General features: G+C 39.4%; 13 protein-coding genes. 7 read left to right on the plus strand and 6 right to left on the minus strand.

The genetic code is table 11. The features are described from left to right. Positions 1 to 333: 333 nt before the first annotated feature. The 3 genes from DK857_RS14550 to DK857_RS14560 all read right to left on the minus strand — a co-directional run bounded on the left by DK857_RS14550 (position 334) and on the right by DK857_RS14560 (position 4,371). Complete coding sequence (locus DK857_RS14550; RefSeq protein ID WP_109402549.1) at positions 334 to 2,997, minus strand: DUF927 domain-containing protein; 2,664 nt, start codon at positions 2,995 to 2,997, stop codon at positions 334 to 336. Positions 2,998 to 3,067: 70 nt separating this feature from the next. Next, the gene (locus tag DK857_RS14555) at positions 3,068 to 3,319 is read right to left on the minus strand and encodes a hypothetical protein (RefSeq protein ID WP_109402550.1); all 252 of its coding nucleotides are present in this window, start codon (positions 3,317 to 3,319) and stop codon (positions 3,068 to 3,070) included. Between the two features lie 116 nt (positions 3,320 to 3,435). After that, the gene (locus DK857_RS14560; RefSeq protein ID WP_109402551.1) at positions 3,436 to 4,371 is read right to left on the minus strand and encodes a hypothetical protein; all 936 of its coding nucleotides are present in this window, start codon (positions 4,369 to 4,371) and stop codon (positions 3,436 to 3,438) included. 130 nt (positions 4,372 to 4,501) lie between these two features. Between DK857_RS14560 and radC the strand changes: the two genes are divergently transcribed. From radC to DK857_RS14585, 5 genes are all read left to right on the plus strand, one after another. Further along, on the plus strand, positions 4,502 to 4,933 hold the full coding sequence (gene radC / locus DK857_RS14565; protein WP_109402552.1) for a RadC family protein: 432 nt from the start codon (positions 4,502 to 4,504) through the stop codon (positions 4,931 to 4,933). Between the two features lie 258 nt (positions 4,934 to 5,191). Beyond that, positions 5,192 to 5,743 (plus strand): recombinase family protein, encoded by a 552-nt coding sequence (locus DK857_RS14570; RefSeq protein ID WP_227003183.1) that lies wholly within the window; start codon positions 5,192 to 5,194, stop codon positions 5,741 to 5,743. A 10-nt stretch (positions 5,744 to 5,753) separates the two neighbouring features. Further along, positions 5,754 to 6,149: a hypothetical protein gene (locus DK857_RS14575; RefSeq protein WP_109402554.1), complete on the plus strand. Its 396-nt coding sequence runs from the start codon at positions 5,754 to 5,756 to the stop codon at positions 6,147 to 6,149. 5 nt (positions 6,150 to 6,154) lie between these two features. Continuing rightward, positions 6,155 to 6,907: a glycine zipper domain-containing protein gene (locus tag DK857_RS14580; protein WP_109402555.1), complete on the plus strand. Its 753-nt coding sequence runs from the start codon at positions 6,155 to 6,157 to the stop codon at positions 6,905 to 6,907. 99 nt (positions 6,908 to 7,006) lie between these two features. Further along, positions 7,007 to 7,387, plus strand: a complete 381-nt coding sequence (locus DK857_RS14585; RefSeq protein WP_109402556.1) for a hypothetical protein — start codon at positions 7,007 to 7,009, stop codon at positions 7,385 to 7,387. A 119-nt stretch (positions 7,388 to 7,506) separates the two neighbouring features. Here DK857_RS14585 and DK857_RS14590 read toward each other — a convergent pair whose 3' ends face one another. From DK857_RS14590 to DK857_RS14600, 3 genes are read right to left on the minus strand one after another with little or no spacing between them, the layout of a single operon-like run. Continuing rightward, entirely contained in the window at positions 7,507 to 10,728 is a 3,222-nt protein-coding gene (locus DK857_RS14590; RefSeq protein ID WP_405124804.1) for a type I restriction endonuclease subunit R, read from the minus strand. After that, a complete protein-coding gene (locus DK857_RS14595; protein ID WP_109402558.1) occupies positions 10,722 to 12,062 on the minus strand; it encodes a restriction endonuclease subunit S in 1,341 nt (446 codons plus the stop codon). Before DK857_RS14595 ends, DK857_RS14590 begins: the two co-directional genes overlap by 7 nt. After that, positions 12,062 to 14,101: a type I restriction-modification system subunit M gene (locus DK857_RS14600; protein WP_109402559.1), complete on the minus strand. Its 2,040-nt coding sequence runs from the start codon at positions 14,099 to 14,101 to the stop codon at positions 12,062 to 12,064. The genes DK857_RS14595 and DK857_RS14600 overlap by 1 nt, the downstream gene beginning before the upstream one ends. A gap of 281 nt (positions 14,102 to 14,382) precedes the next feature. Between DK857_RS14600 and DK857_RS14605 the strand changes: the two genes are divergently transcribed. Both DK857_RS14605 and DK857_RS14610 read left to right on the plus strand, forming a co-directional pair. Beyond that, on the plus strand, positions 14,383 to 15,093 hold the full coding sequence (locus DK857_RS14605; protein ID WP_109402560.1) for a hypothetical protein: 711 nt from the start codon (positions 14,383 to 14,385) through the stop codon (positions 15,091 to 15,093). 27 nt (positions 15,094 to 15,120) lie between these two features. Beyond that, the gene (locus DK857_RS14610; protein ID WP_109402561.1) at positions 15,121 to 15,618 is read left to right on the plus strand and encodes a DUF6998 domain-containing protein; all 498 of its coding nucleotides are present in this window, start codon (positions 15,121 to 15,123) and stop codon (positions 15,616 to 15,618) included. The last annotated feature ends 197 nt before the right edge of the window (positions 15,619 to 15,815 follow it).

Consider the following 15,815-nt stretch of genomic DNA (forward strand, 5'->3'; position numbering starts at 1 on the left):
ACAGCATTTATAGCCCTGAAAGTATTTATAACAGGGTATGAAGCCATTATTATTTATCCCTCTAGTAACGTTACAACATAAAATGCCGTAACAACAGATCCCCATGATATCAACGTGTATCGCTGTTACGCCTGTTACGTTATAGAAATACCTATCTGAACGAAAATTAGAACTGTTTCAAAGATAGTTTAAGTATCATTTCTATTATTACGTAGTTAGTTGCGTTACACGCGTAACAACGATACAAGCTAACATTGAAGTACTTTTTGTTACATCTCGCTGGTGGTGTAACGTAACAAGGAGAGGTAACCCTCTCCTTGTTAACTTTCATGACTAAACTGTATAGTTTTCCAGTACCTCACTCTCTTCATCGCTTTGCCCTAAGCGTGTCCCTGATACAACATAGGATTGTTGTTCTGCCTGCTCAACATCAAGTATTCGTCCCGATATGGGATACACACGTCGAACACCACTACTTATCAACCGTTTACTTACCGATGAAGCTTTGGGTAAAAAGCCAAGTTTAACTAATATGTTGGCGACATTTTTATGGTCTAATCCTTCACAAATATCGTTTCGAAATGATTCAGGGTAGACCCAATAATCGTTACCGTCTTTGCAGCCCCAAACAGGTCCATTCGTATTTTGTCCGAATCTAGAGTCTCCCCATTTGAGTAATCGGCCTCTAACAACTTCAAGTGCTTGATTAGATTCGTGTGAGCCTTCCCCTCTTTCTAAGAGCCATGCATCAAAACAGGTTTTCACACCACGAAAAGCCTCACCTTTTTCCCAGCCAGTAATGTTTGCTGCCAACTCTCCCGCAGCCGCAACGAGGGCAAACCGATTTGCAGCACGTTTTATCTGTCCATCCACATTATCGGGCACATATTGTAAAAACTCTGTCATCAGCTCCCTCAGCTTTATTGAGTACTCAGTCTTATTGCCTGCTAACTCCGTCAAAAATGCTCGAGCCGCAACACCATAGTATTGCTTGCTATTGCTATTTAACATTTCAGCAAAACTTGCTGCATCAGAAAAACTATGAAGATCTTCAAAGATGCCTAAACCTTTTCCAGCATCTGCAGGAATGTCGATAAAACGAACTTCTTGTCCCGCCTTGACCATTTTTCCTGCTTGGCTCATTAAATTAGATAAGGAAACTTCACCTGCTGAAACAAAAATGAGCCTCCATGTTTTCAACGATGCCGCCCCACCGGAACGGTTTGCCCGTTGCTTGCTTGCCCCATTAGCCACCATATACACTGTCTGAGCTGCTTCACTGGGATTTTCATCTGCCATCTGACCTAATTCATCAATGACAAGCGTTGCATCATTATGAGCATAGGCGACACTCTCAAGCCCATTGGACGTCGCACGCCATGTCACCAATTTATCCGCTGGCCCCCATACTGATTTACACAGACGTAATGCCGTTGTTTTTCCTCGGCTACTTTCACTTCGAATATGAAAGCCACCCGATTCTAATGCATGGTCTAAATCCAATAATGGTCCCGCAAAAGCAGCAGCTACCATCAAAATTAATCGGCTGTTACCTTGGCAATAAGCTGCTACATTACGCTGCCATTCTTCTAGCGTCCCCAATTGTTCATAGCCTGCCGGAGCGCCATACATAGACTGATAAACAACGCGTTCAGAGCTCGCCCCAATAGCTTCATTCGGTAAAACAAATACTTCACCATACCAGCCCGTTTGAGATACATTGCGGGCACGTTCTACTGGTTGAACAGTTGAAATAAAACTTAGTAACGCTTTGTATTCACTCGGGTTGAAATGCAAGCCTCTAGACGCTAAAGGCTCCAGTATTATTGATGGGTCTTTAACAAGAGCAGCCCGTGGCAAAGCAAACATATGCTCATGACTGTCTAAATCGGCAAACTTGAAAACGATCCCCCACTCTTCGTTCGATTTATCACGTGACAACGCTTGCGGATACAATGCAGAACAAATTTGTGCGTCATACGTTCCTTTATCCGTAGTTCGTTTTTGATACAACCACCCATTATTGAAAAAATAATCAGCTGGTATCCCCATTCGAGCCAGAGAAATAACAGGGTACAACTGACGTTTAAGCTCATCAATCCCTTCTAAAACAGCTAAATCATTGGCATCTGTCGGTTGTGTTGATTCATCTTGAAACTGAGGTATAAAACACGAACAATCATGTGACTTTGCCGCTTTTTCCGCAGCTTCAACCCCAGCATTTCGCTCTTTATACTTATCATTATCAGCAATAATCACAATCGGTACATTTGTTTTACTTCGCACAGCTTTGACTACTTCAGGCAAATTACCGCAATCAATCGCCATAATGCAGGTATACCCTGTCGCCTCATAACAGGATGCCGCTGTCGCAAACCCTTCGGTTATCAATATGGTGCTGCTATCACCTTCAATCACATAGCAAGCCCCTTTTTTGCCACAATCTTTATAAAAGCGTTTAGTACCATCAGGCCAAATACGTTGAGCCGTAATGAAACTACCTTGATACTCACTCAATGGAATAACCAATTGATTACCATTGACTAATATACCGTGCGCCTCCACTTTTTTTCGCAACAAATAAGGATGATTATTTGAAGCTAAAGGGAACCTTTGAATATGTTCGCTTAATTCTGCTCTGTTTTCTTCAAATTGAGTTTGTCGAGCCGTTTCCTTGGCTTCTTTCAACTGGGTATATTCACCAATTTTTATATTTTGCTGTTCTACTGATACTGAACTTAGCCCATCACTACGCCAGATAATTTCACTTAATTCCTTATGATAGCTTTTTGCCATTAACCAATGAATCTTACCGTCTTCATCGGCTAATGTTTTTATATACCCACTAGTTTCTCCTTCTTTGTCATGTGTATCTTTAAAACGAGGATAGTCGACCTTAATATCTTTTATTTCTGCATCTTCAGCAGCAAGTTGACGTTCTTTAGCTAACTGTAATAACGAATCAAATGCATATTGATTGTGTTCATCAATAGTCATATTTAACTCCAATGAGTATTTAAGATAAAAATTTGATGAGCCTCACCCGGTTGAGTGAGGCACTAGTTGATTAATTTTGTTTTATAGAAAACTCTTCAATGTTTCCACATTCATCAAACGTTAGCTTAAAGAAGTAATTATTATCACCATTAATGTATCTGTAGCAGTCAAGATCTTCATCGTAAACAACAGGAAGATCCTGCACTGGCAGAATATCTTCAACCAACTGACGCATATAGTTCAGCTTATCATCTTGAGTCATAAGGCCACGAAATACAGCGATTCTTGTATAGAGATTTAAATTTCTTAATTGATAATTCATAATATTTCCTATTAATTAGATGGTTTGTCTGCTTTGTTCGCGAGAACCAATCTATAATAGAAAATTTTCATAGGGGCGAATAACATAGTACTTACGCAACACCCCCCTATTTGATTTTATTTTTTATTTATGCTAAGGGTTTTCATTGAGAGCCAAGTCTTAAATGATTTATCTCGCGGTAATTCATCTTTTTTTAAATTTAAATATTCCTCAATTAAGTCCAACTCTTTGAGGCGATTCCTAGCATCCTTATTACCTAATGGAGGGCTATCATATACTGGTTTTATTCTCTCTTCTAAATAAAGCCTATATTGTTCAACTAGTTTCTTATCAAAATTATTACCAATAGGCATAACATCAAAATTACGAAATTTTAATGCATACCGAACACCCGATGTTGTTATGATTTTTTTTATTCTATTTTCTTTTAGTGAAACCAATGATTTAGAACTGGCGCTATCATCAAGGTAACAATCTGATTTATATATAAAGTTTAGCTCATCAGATATTTCTTGAAAAAATCTTGAGCCTTTTTTATTTTTCGAATTTATAATTTTATCCCACGTTATACCTAAAGTGTACAAAATAGATACTCTCATAGAGATATAGCTTCGTATATAATAATAATGTTTGGCATATTCTTCATCCACATTCTCTTTATTTACTTTAAATTTGAATGTTTTTTTTAATTCATAACCATCTTTCATAATTGAATGAATAATAATACAAAGATAGTCAATTATTACTTTCGGTAATTTTATTTCATTTTTTATCATATATGAAATATGGCATAACAATTCTATTACCGATTCTTTCGGCGCTTCAATAACTGAATCACACACCACTTCCGAATCTTCTGGTGTTTCAATCCGTGGAACCCAGTTTATTGTTGGCATTTCAGGTAATTCATTCTCGTTATTATTTTTCATTAAATGATGAAATCGGTCCTCTGGATCAATCCAAAGTTGATTTTTGTTAATTGATACCAATAAATCGAATAAAAATTCATATTGATCAACCGCTTTCATGCTAAGCGAATTATTTTTTATCATTTAACAGTCCTTTTAGAATTAAGTTACTGGTAATTACATTCTGTTTTTTGTTCTTATAAGTTGTTCGCATTCAATTATTACCCTCCAAATGGGTATAAGGTAATTAAGTTCAACAAAATAGGTTCTATCCATGCAAGCAAAAATTAACGAGGTTCGAGAATACTTATCCAACCGTCTTTACCTGACTGACCAACTCACCTCCCCCCAAGACACCTATGACTTCCTCGCTGTTCAACTCGGTGATAAAGAGCAAGAAGTGTTTTCAGTAATCTATCTGAACGCCCAAAATCAAGTCATACAGTACGTTGAGATGTTTAACGGCACCATTAATCACACAAACGTCTATCCCCGTGAAATTGCGAAGTTAGCCTTAAAACTCAACGCCGCCAATATTATCTGTGCCCATAACCACCCTTCTGGTACGGTAACTCCATCAAAAAGCGATATTAAAGTTACCGATAAGCTGAAAACAGTCATGCAGTTGTTCGATATAACGCTGCTTGATCACATTATTGTGGCTGGTGGAGAAACAATGTCATTTGCAGAAAAAGGTCTGCTATGAAAGCAATCCTCCTCACTGCATTAATAAAAGGGCTTATCACATTTGCCTTTCATCTACTAAAAGTTGTATCGGCGGCATACAACTAAACCTAACTTAAATTTCATTATCACCCCTACCAATAAGCATGCTTCGATATCATACCACCAGCTCAATAGCTCAATAAGTTATCCCACCATAGCAAAAGTGGCTATTTGAGCTTTGGTATAGAAATCCATCATACCATGCCCTATTGCTAGGGGTAAGGAGGCCATTGTGGCAATGATTGGTTACGCACGAGTATCAACACGAGGACAGAGCTTAGAGACTCAACTTAACTCGCTGCAAGATTGTGACAAAATATTTAAAGAAGTCATCAGTGGAGCAAAAAACAACCGCCCAGAGTTAGAAGCCCTACTTGATTATGTTCGAGAAGGCGATACCGTCAAAGTCACGAAACTTGATCGCCTCGCCCGTAATACAAAACACCTCCTCGAAATATCCGATTACCTTGAATCTAAGCAGGTCAGACTGCTCATCATGAATATCGGTATTGATACCGCAACCCCAACAGGCAAATTAATGATAAGCATCATCGCTGCCATTGCGACATTCGAAAGAGAAATCATGTTAGAAAGGCAAGCAGAAGGTATTGCACTTGCTCGATTAAAAGGTCGTTATACAGGGCGAAAAGCCACTGCCAGAGCGAAAACAGCAGAAGTTTTGGATTTACTCGCTCAAGGGGCAACCAAACCGACAATATCAAAGCAGCTAAATATTAGTATCACTAGCATTTATCGCATTGTTAACAATCATAAAAGACTTTCATTATAAGGAAATTATCATGGCGTTTTATACAATGACAAACTTTGCAGACCGTATCTCTTTCATGAAAGATGGTCAGTATGTCGGTTCAGCAATGCCAAACGTATTCGGTGGTTATAACCTCTCTGGAGCAACTGGAGAGTCTCTAGGCCACACTAGCACCTTAGGTGACACTGGAATGTTTCACGGTGATATGGGGCAGCTAGAGGGCTTTGCGAGACCTAACATCTTTGGTGGCGTTGACTACTTGAGTTCGACGGGTTCATTTCAAGCCATGTCTATACCCGATTTTCAAGGGATGACATTGCATGATGTTGTCGATGGTTCATCTGAACATATCGCAATGATTGGTGATAACCTCACTGACGAACACGTTGATGGATTATCCAGTTTCTTTCATAAATTTCTAGGGTAGTTAACATGGACGATATTCAACGCATTGAAGCCACCGCATTAACCATCATGATAATGCAAGCTACCGAATTCATTGAAAAAGAAGAGGATACCGCTTGTCTTGTGGATATCCCCTACACACTGTGCAAATCACTTTGCGAAGCGAACAATTCGGAGCTTTATACTCACTTAAAGCTAACTGATGAGCAAAGAGCGAAAAGCATCAATGCAGTTACAGCTATGCTAACGGATAACGATAATTGGCTAAGTCAAGCTGCTCATCTCTATAATCTATTTTCAAACCCACTGGGTAAAACTATACGAGATACCATCACTAAACAATATGATGAGAATCCACTGGTTAGAAAGATCACTCGTTTATATCGTGGATTCGGTCTTGATTTAGTGCTTGGTGTCTGTGATGAACTCATTAACCAAGGTGTACCACCTAACAAGTTATTAGCCGACTTTTCCGATTATCAGCTTGCCAATCTTCCCTGTGAAAACTTTGATGAAGTCGTACAAGTTAACGTCGATATTGGTGTTGTATCAGGTCAAATTGACAGCAAGGAAGCGAAGTATGGCGAATTGGCGGGTAACGTAGGTGGATTTGTTGCAGGAGCCAAGGCAGGTGCGATCATCGGTTCATTCTTTCTCCCCGGTGTTGGCACAATCGTCGGGGGTGGAATTGGAGCTGCTGCAGGTAAGGTATTTGGTAAACGCATGGGTAATCTTGCTGGTCAAGGCTTTACTGAGACAAAAGGATCGAAATCTAAATAACAACCTTCAAATATATGGCGGTTAGCAAAATAATCATAGGCACACGAACCGCCCCTATTCACAATCAAAATCAATAAACTCTTTAATGAAGAGGTCAATATGTACGCATCATTATATCTGTCATTTATGCTAGGCTCCGTTGCGATGGGAACAAACCCTGTAGGCACATACAATGACATGGAAACATGCAAACAAGCACAAAGCCAACTAACCGTTGCAGGCACGAAAGGCATGTCTATAAAATCCACATGCAGAGAAACACCGATGTACTACCCTTCAGGACCTTACCTCAACGGTGTCCTTGCTGGTGGAAAAGGCACCCAAGCAGGTAAAACCCCCCCTTATTCAGAACTTCACATCTTTGAAGACGATGAATATGAAACATGTGTAGGTGCTATAAAAGAAATGGCTAAAAATATGGAAAATGAACCTGCGATGCATGCTGTGTTTTTCTGCGTGCCAATCCAAAAAAAAGTGTGATTAATTTCCAATTAAAACAGCAAGTCCAAAACATAATGGACTTGCTATAACACTAGAAGCTTAAGCTTGTACTACCAGACACACTGTTTTGGACTGATTTGTAAGGCGATAAACTATGACTAAGCTTCATTCGATTTCCCAAGTCCCTTCATCAATAAATCAAACATCAAGCCAGCAAACCCTTTAGCTATCGCTTCATTAGATAAAAGTTTCATTGCCATTTCGTTATGAACATCCATACTCTCAATAATGGCATTGTTGATTGATTCAGGGAATTGACCAAGCATCGCTTGCTCTTTGGTATTACTGCGAAGCTGATCCATCACTCGTTCATTTTCTGAGATTTTGCCTGCAATAGTATTGGCATAATTCAGCATATCATTTTCAGACAAACCATCTTCAATAAACAAGTCGTTCATTCGCTGGATAATTTCATTAAGCAGTTCAGTTTTAGGGTCTTTTGGCACAGCACCCGCACCTTCTTTAGCGGCGGGTAGATAAGGTTTTGGTTCCTCACCAATTTTAACGCCCAGCTGTAAATTGGCTTCACGTTGCTCATGAAGTCGGTAGTGTGTCATAACCACATCAGATAAATCAATTTCGTCCTCAACGACATCGAGACGAAGCAACGGGTGGAGGTATTTGGCAAAAATACCCAGCTTCTCGAGTTCGTAATCTTCAAAATTGACAATTTGAGACGTAAATTCATAGTATCGATAGAAAGAAATTAAATCTTTCTTAAACACCTCAAGAATATCACGGGCTTCCTTGGCATGTTTTACGCTGTTTTCAGCATACTGAATTTTCTTATCGTTCTTTTCATTTTTTGCTTTCGACAGTTCCGCTTGTGCAGTTCGAAGAACTTGAGATGCTTCTTTATAGCGGACAGAAAAACGGTCAACAGCAGGTTTACACAAGTTGGCTAATTTAGCTTGATTAACTTGCTTACTGTTATAAGCCTCAACAAATGCTTCAACCTCTCCCCACTGATAAATTCCAACTTTATCGAGCTTTTTCATTAGCTCATAGACAATGTTTGGATCAGATACGTCAGCCAATTCAGCCGTTTGGAAATATACTTTAAACTCAGCTAAAACATCTTCAGGGTCATTCACAAAATCAAGCACAAAGGTTTGTTCCTTACCTTTGTAGATACGGTTTAGCCTTGAAAGGGTTTGAATGCACTCAACACCTTTTAAAGGCTTATCAACATACATTGCCACCAATTTCGGTTGGTCAAACCCTGTCTGGAACTTATTCGCTACCAACATAACCTGATAATCTGTGGTATCAAATGCTTCTCGCATATCACGCCCACGGAGATTCGGGTTCATGTTGTTTTCAGTAAAAGCATGGTCAGGGAAATTAGGATCATTCACTTCCCCCGAAAACGCCACCATCGCATTCACATTAGTATAGCCTTTCTCTTGCACATATTTTTCAAACGCCAGTTTGTAACGTACCGCTTCTAACCGACTACTGGTGACAACCATCGCTTTGGCTTCACCGCCAAGCAAATGCTTAATCTTATCATTGAAATGCTCAATGATGGTTTCCACTTTTTGAGCTATGTTGTAAGGGTGGAAGCGAACCCATTTTGCCATTTTCGATGCTGCTTTTTTACTGTCTACCTCATGGTCTAAATCTGGATTTTTATGTGCTAATTGATAAGCCACGCGGTAGCTGGTGTAGTTTTGCAAAACATCAAGGATAAACTCTTCTTCAATCGCTTGACGCATGGAGTACACATGGAAAGGCTGGGGTTTATTGGTGTCACTTGCAGGTTCGTCAGGGTTAGGTCGACGACCAAACAATTCTAATGTTTTCGCCTTTGGTGTCGCCGTAAAAGCAAAGTAGCTGAGTTTATTCGAACCTTTACGAGCTTCAAGTGATAAACGCAACATATCTTCACTGTCTAGCTCTTCATCATCGTCTAACTGCTCAGCCATGAGAACCTCACGCAGTTTGCGAGCCGTTGTTCCTGTCTGGCTTGAGTGTGCTTCATCAGCAATAACAGCATAACTTCGGCCTGCTAGGGTTGAATCTTGGCGTATCGCTTCTAATACATGAGGAAAGGTTTGAATAGTCACAATAATAATAGAGGTGCAGGCCTTCAACTCTCCCGCTAATTGGCTGGATTTAGAGCCGTGAGCCTCTTCTCGATTAACGCGAGCAATCATTCCTTCACTATGTTCAAACTGGTAAATCGTTTCTTGTAACTGGCTATCTAATACGGTTCTATCAGTGATCACAATAACAGAATCAAACACCTTATCCCCTGCCTGTTTATTAAGCTCAGGGTGATTGATGTCATAATGTTTTGACGCTAATTGATGAGACAACCATGCAATCGAGTTGGATTTCCCCGAGCCAGCACTGTGCTGGATCAGATATTTATGTCCTGTCCCTTCGCAGTCGACCGTTTTGAGTAACTTAGAGACCACAGCCCATTGATGATAACGAGGGAAAATCAGGGTTTCTTTTTGGCTAATTGAGCCATCGATATTTTGAATATCTTTCACTTCAAGGTGAATATATCGCCCAAGGATAAGCATCAAATTATCTTTTTGAAAAATCTCATTCCAAAGATAAGAGGTCGCATAACTGCCATCCTTTGGGATATCATTACCTTTACCCCCATCGCTTGTCCCTCGGTCAAAGGGTAAGAAAAACGTATTAGTGCCATTTAAACACGTTGTCATCGCAACATTATATTGACTGACTGCAAAGTGAACTAATGCACCACGTTTAAAGGACAACAATGGCTCTGCTTTACGTGTTACGGGATCTTTCGGCTGTCTATCCTTCATATACTGGACTTTAGCATTATCAATCGACTGCTTGAACTCAGATTTAAGCTCACAAGTGGCCACAGGAATGCCATTAACAAATAAGGTTAAATCTAAACGCCCCTCATAGCCATTGGGTGAGTAAACTAGTTCAGGAACAACTCGCAAAATGTTTTGCTGATAGTGAATCGCTGCCATTGGGTTCAAGTCGTGATCTGGCTTAAAACAACAGAGGTTGAACTTAGCTCCTCGATTATTAACCTTATTCCGCAAAACCCAGAGAGTGCCCTCACTTTTAAGCTCTTGTTCTAATGATTTGAGTAGCGCATTAGCGGTCGCATTTGGGTTACGCTCAGTATCAGGAAAGTGCTGTGCGAGTTTATCCCATTGCTCTGGCTGCGTGCCTTTCACAAACGTAATCACATCATCAGGATAAAGTGCCAACTCTTTGTTGTACTTGCTCGATTCGCCTAATAACCAACCATGAGACTGCATTTGGCCAAGGATGTCATTTTGAAATATCTTTTCTTGTACCACATCAGACATTAGCATCCTCCTTGCCAGTTACGCACATCAATTTTGCCTGTTACTGCGGCTGAAATTAGCGCCTCTTTACGTTCTTTCATTAAATGAATCATTTTGTTTTGCTTAGAAATAAGGCAATCTATTTTTTTTATTTGTGAATCTAGGTATTGCGCTATTCCCTTTTGTTCTTCTAATGTAGGAACTGGAACTACATAACTACGTATCTTTTCTTGTGACATCGTTGGAACAGTCCCACCTGAATTGCTGTTATCTACATACGCTTGTACAAGTGCACTACTTAGTAAATAATATAACCACTTATTACAGCACAGCGTATCTTTAAATACCGCCAATTGAGGGTTAAGTGTCGTAGGGCTGATTAACTCATCTATATAACCTACTTTTCCAAGAGTTGAGCCAGTTTTCACGATTACCACGTCACCTTTCTTTAATTGTATTTCTGGAGATTCATGATATTTATCCCAACTAAGATAAGTAACTTTTTCGAAAGAAACCATACCATTATAGATATTGCTAGGACTCATCGTTATAGCCCCTTCGCCTTCATCAACAATATCAGCTGTCGTATATCCTCTAAAACCTATGCGTCCATAGATACTAGTTATGTGTTTTAATGCTTTAATAACCCAATGCTCAGGTACTGTACCCAACCATTCCACACCAGAATTTTTCATTGGTACATCTTGGTTAAGTCCTTTAGTAACTGCGTGAGAAATCACCGCTTGACGTTTTTCTTGTAGTAATTCAATCAATTTTTCTTGCTTGGTGATTAAGGTGTCAATCTTAGCGGTTTCGTGATCAAGAAACCTGATGATTTTCTTTTGTTCTTCCTTTTCAGGTAGTAACAATTCAATTCTTTGGAACTCTTCAGGATCGAGATCCCATTGATTAACACGGATACCTTTAGAGCGACTCATATACTGATTGATATAAATAGGGTGTCTCAACAAGTAATGTACATATTTAGAGAACACAAGAGAATTCGCTTTCTTCATCGGTTCATAAACGAAGTAGGCGGGACTAACAATTCCTCTGAACTCAGAGATAGCAATAGAACCTTGCCAAGCTTTCATCTTATTTAGGACTAGATCATTTTCGCAGACTAGCTGATATGGTGAAAGGTCATCCGAAGGTTTATTATTGTTATCATCTCTACTTGATTTGGGAACTACACCATAATCGCGATAAACAGACAAAAGCTCTTCAGTTTCAAATCCAGCTCGCTTAACTCTGCGGTAACAACGACCTATTTGAATAGTTTTCCAATCTAGCGGAATATCGTGTAGCCAATCAATACCTGAATCTTTATATTCAGAATATACTTTATAACTCCCTGACATTATGAATGTACCTCATTAAGCAATTGCATAATCTCAGCCGATATCGCATCCAAATCAGCATCAATCTCTTCTAATGCTCTCGGAGACTCATAGACATAGAAATGGCGATTAAATGGGATTTCATAGCCGACAAGCCCCACTTCACCATCTTTCGGGTCTAGTTTGCTTTCATCAATCCAAGCATCCGATACGTGTGGCAGGACTTCACGAGCAAAGTAATCAGCGATATTTTCAGTGAGTGGTACGTTTTCGTTATCACGCAAATCAGAGTTAGCTTCAATCTGGCCTTTGGATTTGCAAACTTCAGCCTCATCATCGTGCTCACCAAGGTGTTTCACTATTAGTTTTAGCTGTGCTGCACTTAATTTAACGTCTACCAGCTTAGTTTTTAACTGTTTGAGGAATTTATCACGAGACAAATATTTTTCTGAGTCAAATGAAGCGAGAGCACCAAGAATAGCTTGTTGAGTGGCACCATCTATTTTCTGCCAAACACTATCCATTTGCAGAGCTTCAAGGCGCGAGGCATCTTTCGGGTAAACTGCTAATTTCAGTGGACGTTCAACGGTGATTCGGCGATAACCAAACTCTTTGTAATCAAAAATTTTGCTAAAATCATTTTCTACAAACTGACCATATGTTTGGACGATTGTTTCAATGGCATCAGGTGTCAGTTCTTTTCGTTTACTACCCAATGATTTACGCATGGCAGCATAAAACACATTCTCATCATCACCTTCAACTTCACCGCCCCCACTGCGTCCACGCCCACCTGTTTTCGCCCGCTCTTTGGACGCATTAATCAGTTGAATCTTACCTTTACGGCTAGTTGGCTTATGGTTAGATAGCACCCACACATAAGTGGCAATTCCTGTGTTGTAGAACATATCGGTAGGTAGCGCCACAATCGCTTCCAGTAAGTCACTTTCCAGAATATAGCGTCTAATTTCACTCTCACCACTACCTGCACCACCTGTAAACAGTGGAGAGCCATTCAAAATGATACCAATACGTGAGCCACCTTCATGTTGAGGGCGCATTTTACTAACCAGATGCATCAAAAACAGCAATGAACCATCAGACACACGTGGTAAACCCGCACCAAAGCGGCCTTCAAAACCTTTTTGGATATGTTCATCAGTAATGTATTTTTGGATTTTCTTCCAATCGACACCAAACGGCGGATTAGACAGCATATAGTCAAATTTGTCATTACGGAGTTGGTCATTCGATAAGGTGTTCCCCAACTTGATATTATCGACTTTCTGCCCCTTAATCAGCATGTCTGCTTTGCAAATTGCGTATGACTCAGGGTTCAGCTCTTGACCGAATGCAGATAGAGAAGCTTTATCGTTGAGTTTGTGGACATACTCCATACCTGACGATAAGAAGCCACCTGTACCTGCTGTGGGATCGTAGATTGAACGCACCAAACCCGAACTGGTTAACTCTTTTTCATTAGTGAAAAGTAATGACGTTGTTAGCTCAACAATATCCCTTGGTGTAAAGTGTTCCCCTGCAGTTTCATTTGAGCTTTCAGCAAAGCGTCGGATCAGCTCTTCAAACACTAAACCCATACCGTAGTTACTGATGGTATCAGGGTGAAGATCTGTGGTCGCAAAGCGTTTTGCAACTTTGTAAAGCAGGTCAGCTTCTTCGAGCTTGTCAATCGTATTAAAAAAATCAAAGTGCTCAAAAATTTCACGTGCATTTGGGCTAAACGATTGAATGTAATTCTCTAAGTTGCGAGCAACACCAGTTTCACCAAGACGGTTTAAATCCATTTTAGAAGTGTTATAAAAGCTTAACTGTGCCGCATGCGTGAGTAATTTGTCTTGTGCCTCAATCGGCATTGATTTTACTGTTTCATACTTGGCCAGCACATCTGGCTTTGTGGCAGCAAGGACACACTCTAAACGCCTTAATAGCGTAAAGGGAAGAATAATACGTCCATATTGGGATTGTTTGAAATCACCACGTAACAGGTCAGCTACTGACCATAAAAATGCAGCCGTTGAAGAGAAATTGTTATTAGTCATTGTAATCAGCACATTGAAAATTAAAAAGTTAACTGATTGTACCTTTATAGCAAGTCTAGTGGTAGCGACATAAGACACAAAAGCAGATCTTATAATATCACTCAGATTTCTAACGACAATGAAGACTATACCTATAGAGCCTGTCACCACATTGAACTTATTATTAGATACAACGAATATGGCGATATCATTCTATTTTTCATGGTGTTGTTTAATGAAACTCAAGAAGTATGACTATTATTTTTTAATCAATAAGGACTTAATATTTTTAGGTGACACTTATGGATAATACAAAAAACTTTATTCTAGACGGATTGTGCCGTTTTTCATTGAACAACTTAAAGGGGAGGCCTTATGATTCAGCATTTGAGCTACTTGCTGCGCCTCCAAGTAGAAAAAAGTTGGTCATTATGGGGTTTAATGGCTCTTCAGCAGATCAAACGAAGACAAACACGGAGTCAGTTCTAGATGATTATGAAAAACCAGATATTTCAAATATTAAATTAGGAACGTTAGGAAATTGGGGGATCACACGTTTAGCTAAACGACTGCAAAATATTCCAAGCAAATTTAATTACAAATGGGAAGATGTCATATACACAAACGCTTTATTAATGTGCTCTAAAGATATGTCATCTTTGAAAAAGGAAACATTTGATGCGGGTATTCCCATCGAAAATTTAATCCGTAATTCGATGCATTTTTTTAATGAAGTAACCTTCTCTCTGTGTGAACCGGAGATGATAATCGCTTATGGCAATAGCTTAAATGGGCTTTCAACAGCTAGTTTACTGCTTAAGCATTTTGGGGATATCAATTCCCTTAGATATTCACAAAATACAGGTTACTACACAACGTTCTCCTTCATGGCAACATTTAACAATATAAAAATACCGATTGTTTGTGTTAGGCATATGTCAAGATTTGCACCTAATGACTCGCTAATGAAAGATGCATTATCATTAATCTGTCAGCCAAATTACGTCAGTTAAACACTGATACAATATGAGGGCTAAACCTTGCAATTTGATAACAATGAAAGACTCAAAATTATTCTTGAAGAAGCCAAAAATATTGCTCTGGAATACTATAAAATTACTAATAAGCCACTCGGCATAACAGGCGAAATTTCAGAATACGAGGCTGCAAGAATTCTTGGATTGCAGCTATGTGAAGCTCGTCAAGCTGGTTATGATGCAATTAGGAATAGAGATGGGCTGACAGATAAAATACAAATTAAAGGCCGTTATATGCCTAATCCCAAAAAAGTATCAGGAAGATTGGGATCTATTGATGTATCCAAGCAATTTGATTTCGTTATTTTTGTTCAGCTTGATGAAAATTACGATGCATTTGCTATATATGAAGCCACAAGAAATACAGTTATGGCTGCGCTGGAAGCCCCGGGCTCAAATTTACGAAATATAAAAAGGCAATTAGGGATAGCAAAATTTAAGGCTATCAGCAAACTTATTTGGAGCAAAGAAAAAGAATTCAGTTCCCCCAAAGGGAGTTGAACTCACTACAATCCTCAATACCCCATGCTTGCAGTCACAAACCGACTGTGCCACACTATTGTGCCATTAACTTCATCGACATAGATAGAAGAATCAAACAGTTATATTAGGGAGGAGCTTCAAGCCAGCTCCACCAAATAAAACAAGGGGTTACGTGAAAACGTAGCCCCTTAATTTTTGGAATGTCCACATTACGT

Source organism: Proteus terrae (assembly GCF_003144325.1).
GTDB classification, from domain to species: Bacteria; Pseudomonadota; Gammaproteobacteria; order Enterobacterales; family Enterobacteriaceae; genus Proteus; species Proteus terrae.

What these genes read in the sequence shown, in the direction of transcription:
- DK857_RS14550 (WP_109402549.1), bottom strand. Translation starts at nt 2,997, where the DNA reads ATGACTATTGATGAACACAATCAATATGCATTTGATTCGTTATTACAG.
- DK857_RS14555 (WP_109402550.1), bottom strand. Translation starts at nt 3,319, where the DNA reads ATGAATTATCAATTAAGAAATTTAAATCTCTATACAAGAATCGCTGTA.
- DK857_RS14560 (WP_109402551.1), bottom strand. Translation starts at nt 4,371, where the DNA reads ATGATAAAAAATAATTCGCTTAGCATGAAAGCGGTTGATCAATATGAA.
- radC (WP_109402552.1), top strand. Translation starts at nt 4,502, where the DNA reads ATGCAAGCAAAAATTAACGAGGTTCGAGAATACTTATCCAACCGTCTT.
- DK857_RS14570 (WP_227003183.1), top strand. Translation starts at nt 5,192, where the DNA reads ATGATTGGTTACGCACGAGTATCAACACGAGGACAGAGCTTAGAGACT.
- DK857_RS14575 (WP_109402554.1), top strand. Translation starts at nt 5,754, where the DNA reads ATGGCGTTTTATACAATGACAAACTTTGCAGACCGTATCTCTTTCATG.
- DK857_RS14580 (WP_109402555.1), top strand. Translation starts at nt 6,155, where the DNA reads ATGGACGATATTCAACGCATTGAAGCCACCGCATTAACCATCATGATA.
- DK857_RS14585 (WP_109402556.1), top strand. Translation starts at nt 7,007, where the DNA reads ATGTACGCATCATTATATCTGTCATTTATGCTAGGCTCCGTTGCGATG.
- DK857_RS14590 (WP_405124804.1), bottom strand. Translation starts at nt 10,728, where the DNA reads ATGCTAATGTCTGATGTGGTACAAGAAAAGATATTTCAAAATGACATC.
- DK857_RS14595 (WP_109402558.1), bottom strand. Translation starts at nt 12,062, where the DNA reads ATGTCAGGGAGTTATAAAGTATATTCTGAATATAAAGATTCAGGTATT.
- DK857_RS14600 (WP_109402559.1), bottom strand. Translation starts at nt 14,101, where the DNA reads ATGACTAATAACAATTTCTCTTCAACGGCTGCATTTTTATGGTCAGTA.
- DK857_RS14605 (WP_109402560.1), top strand. Translation starts at nt 14,383, where the DNA reads ATGGATAATACAAAAAACTTTATTCTAGACGGATTGTGCCGTTTTTCA.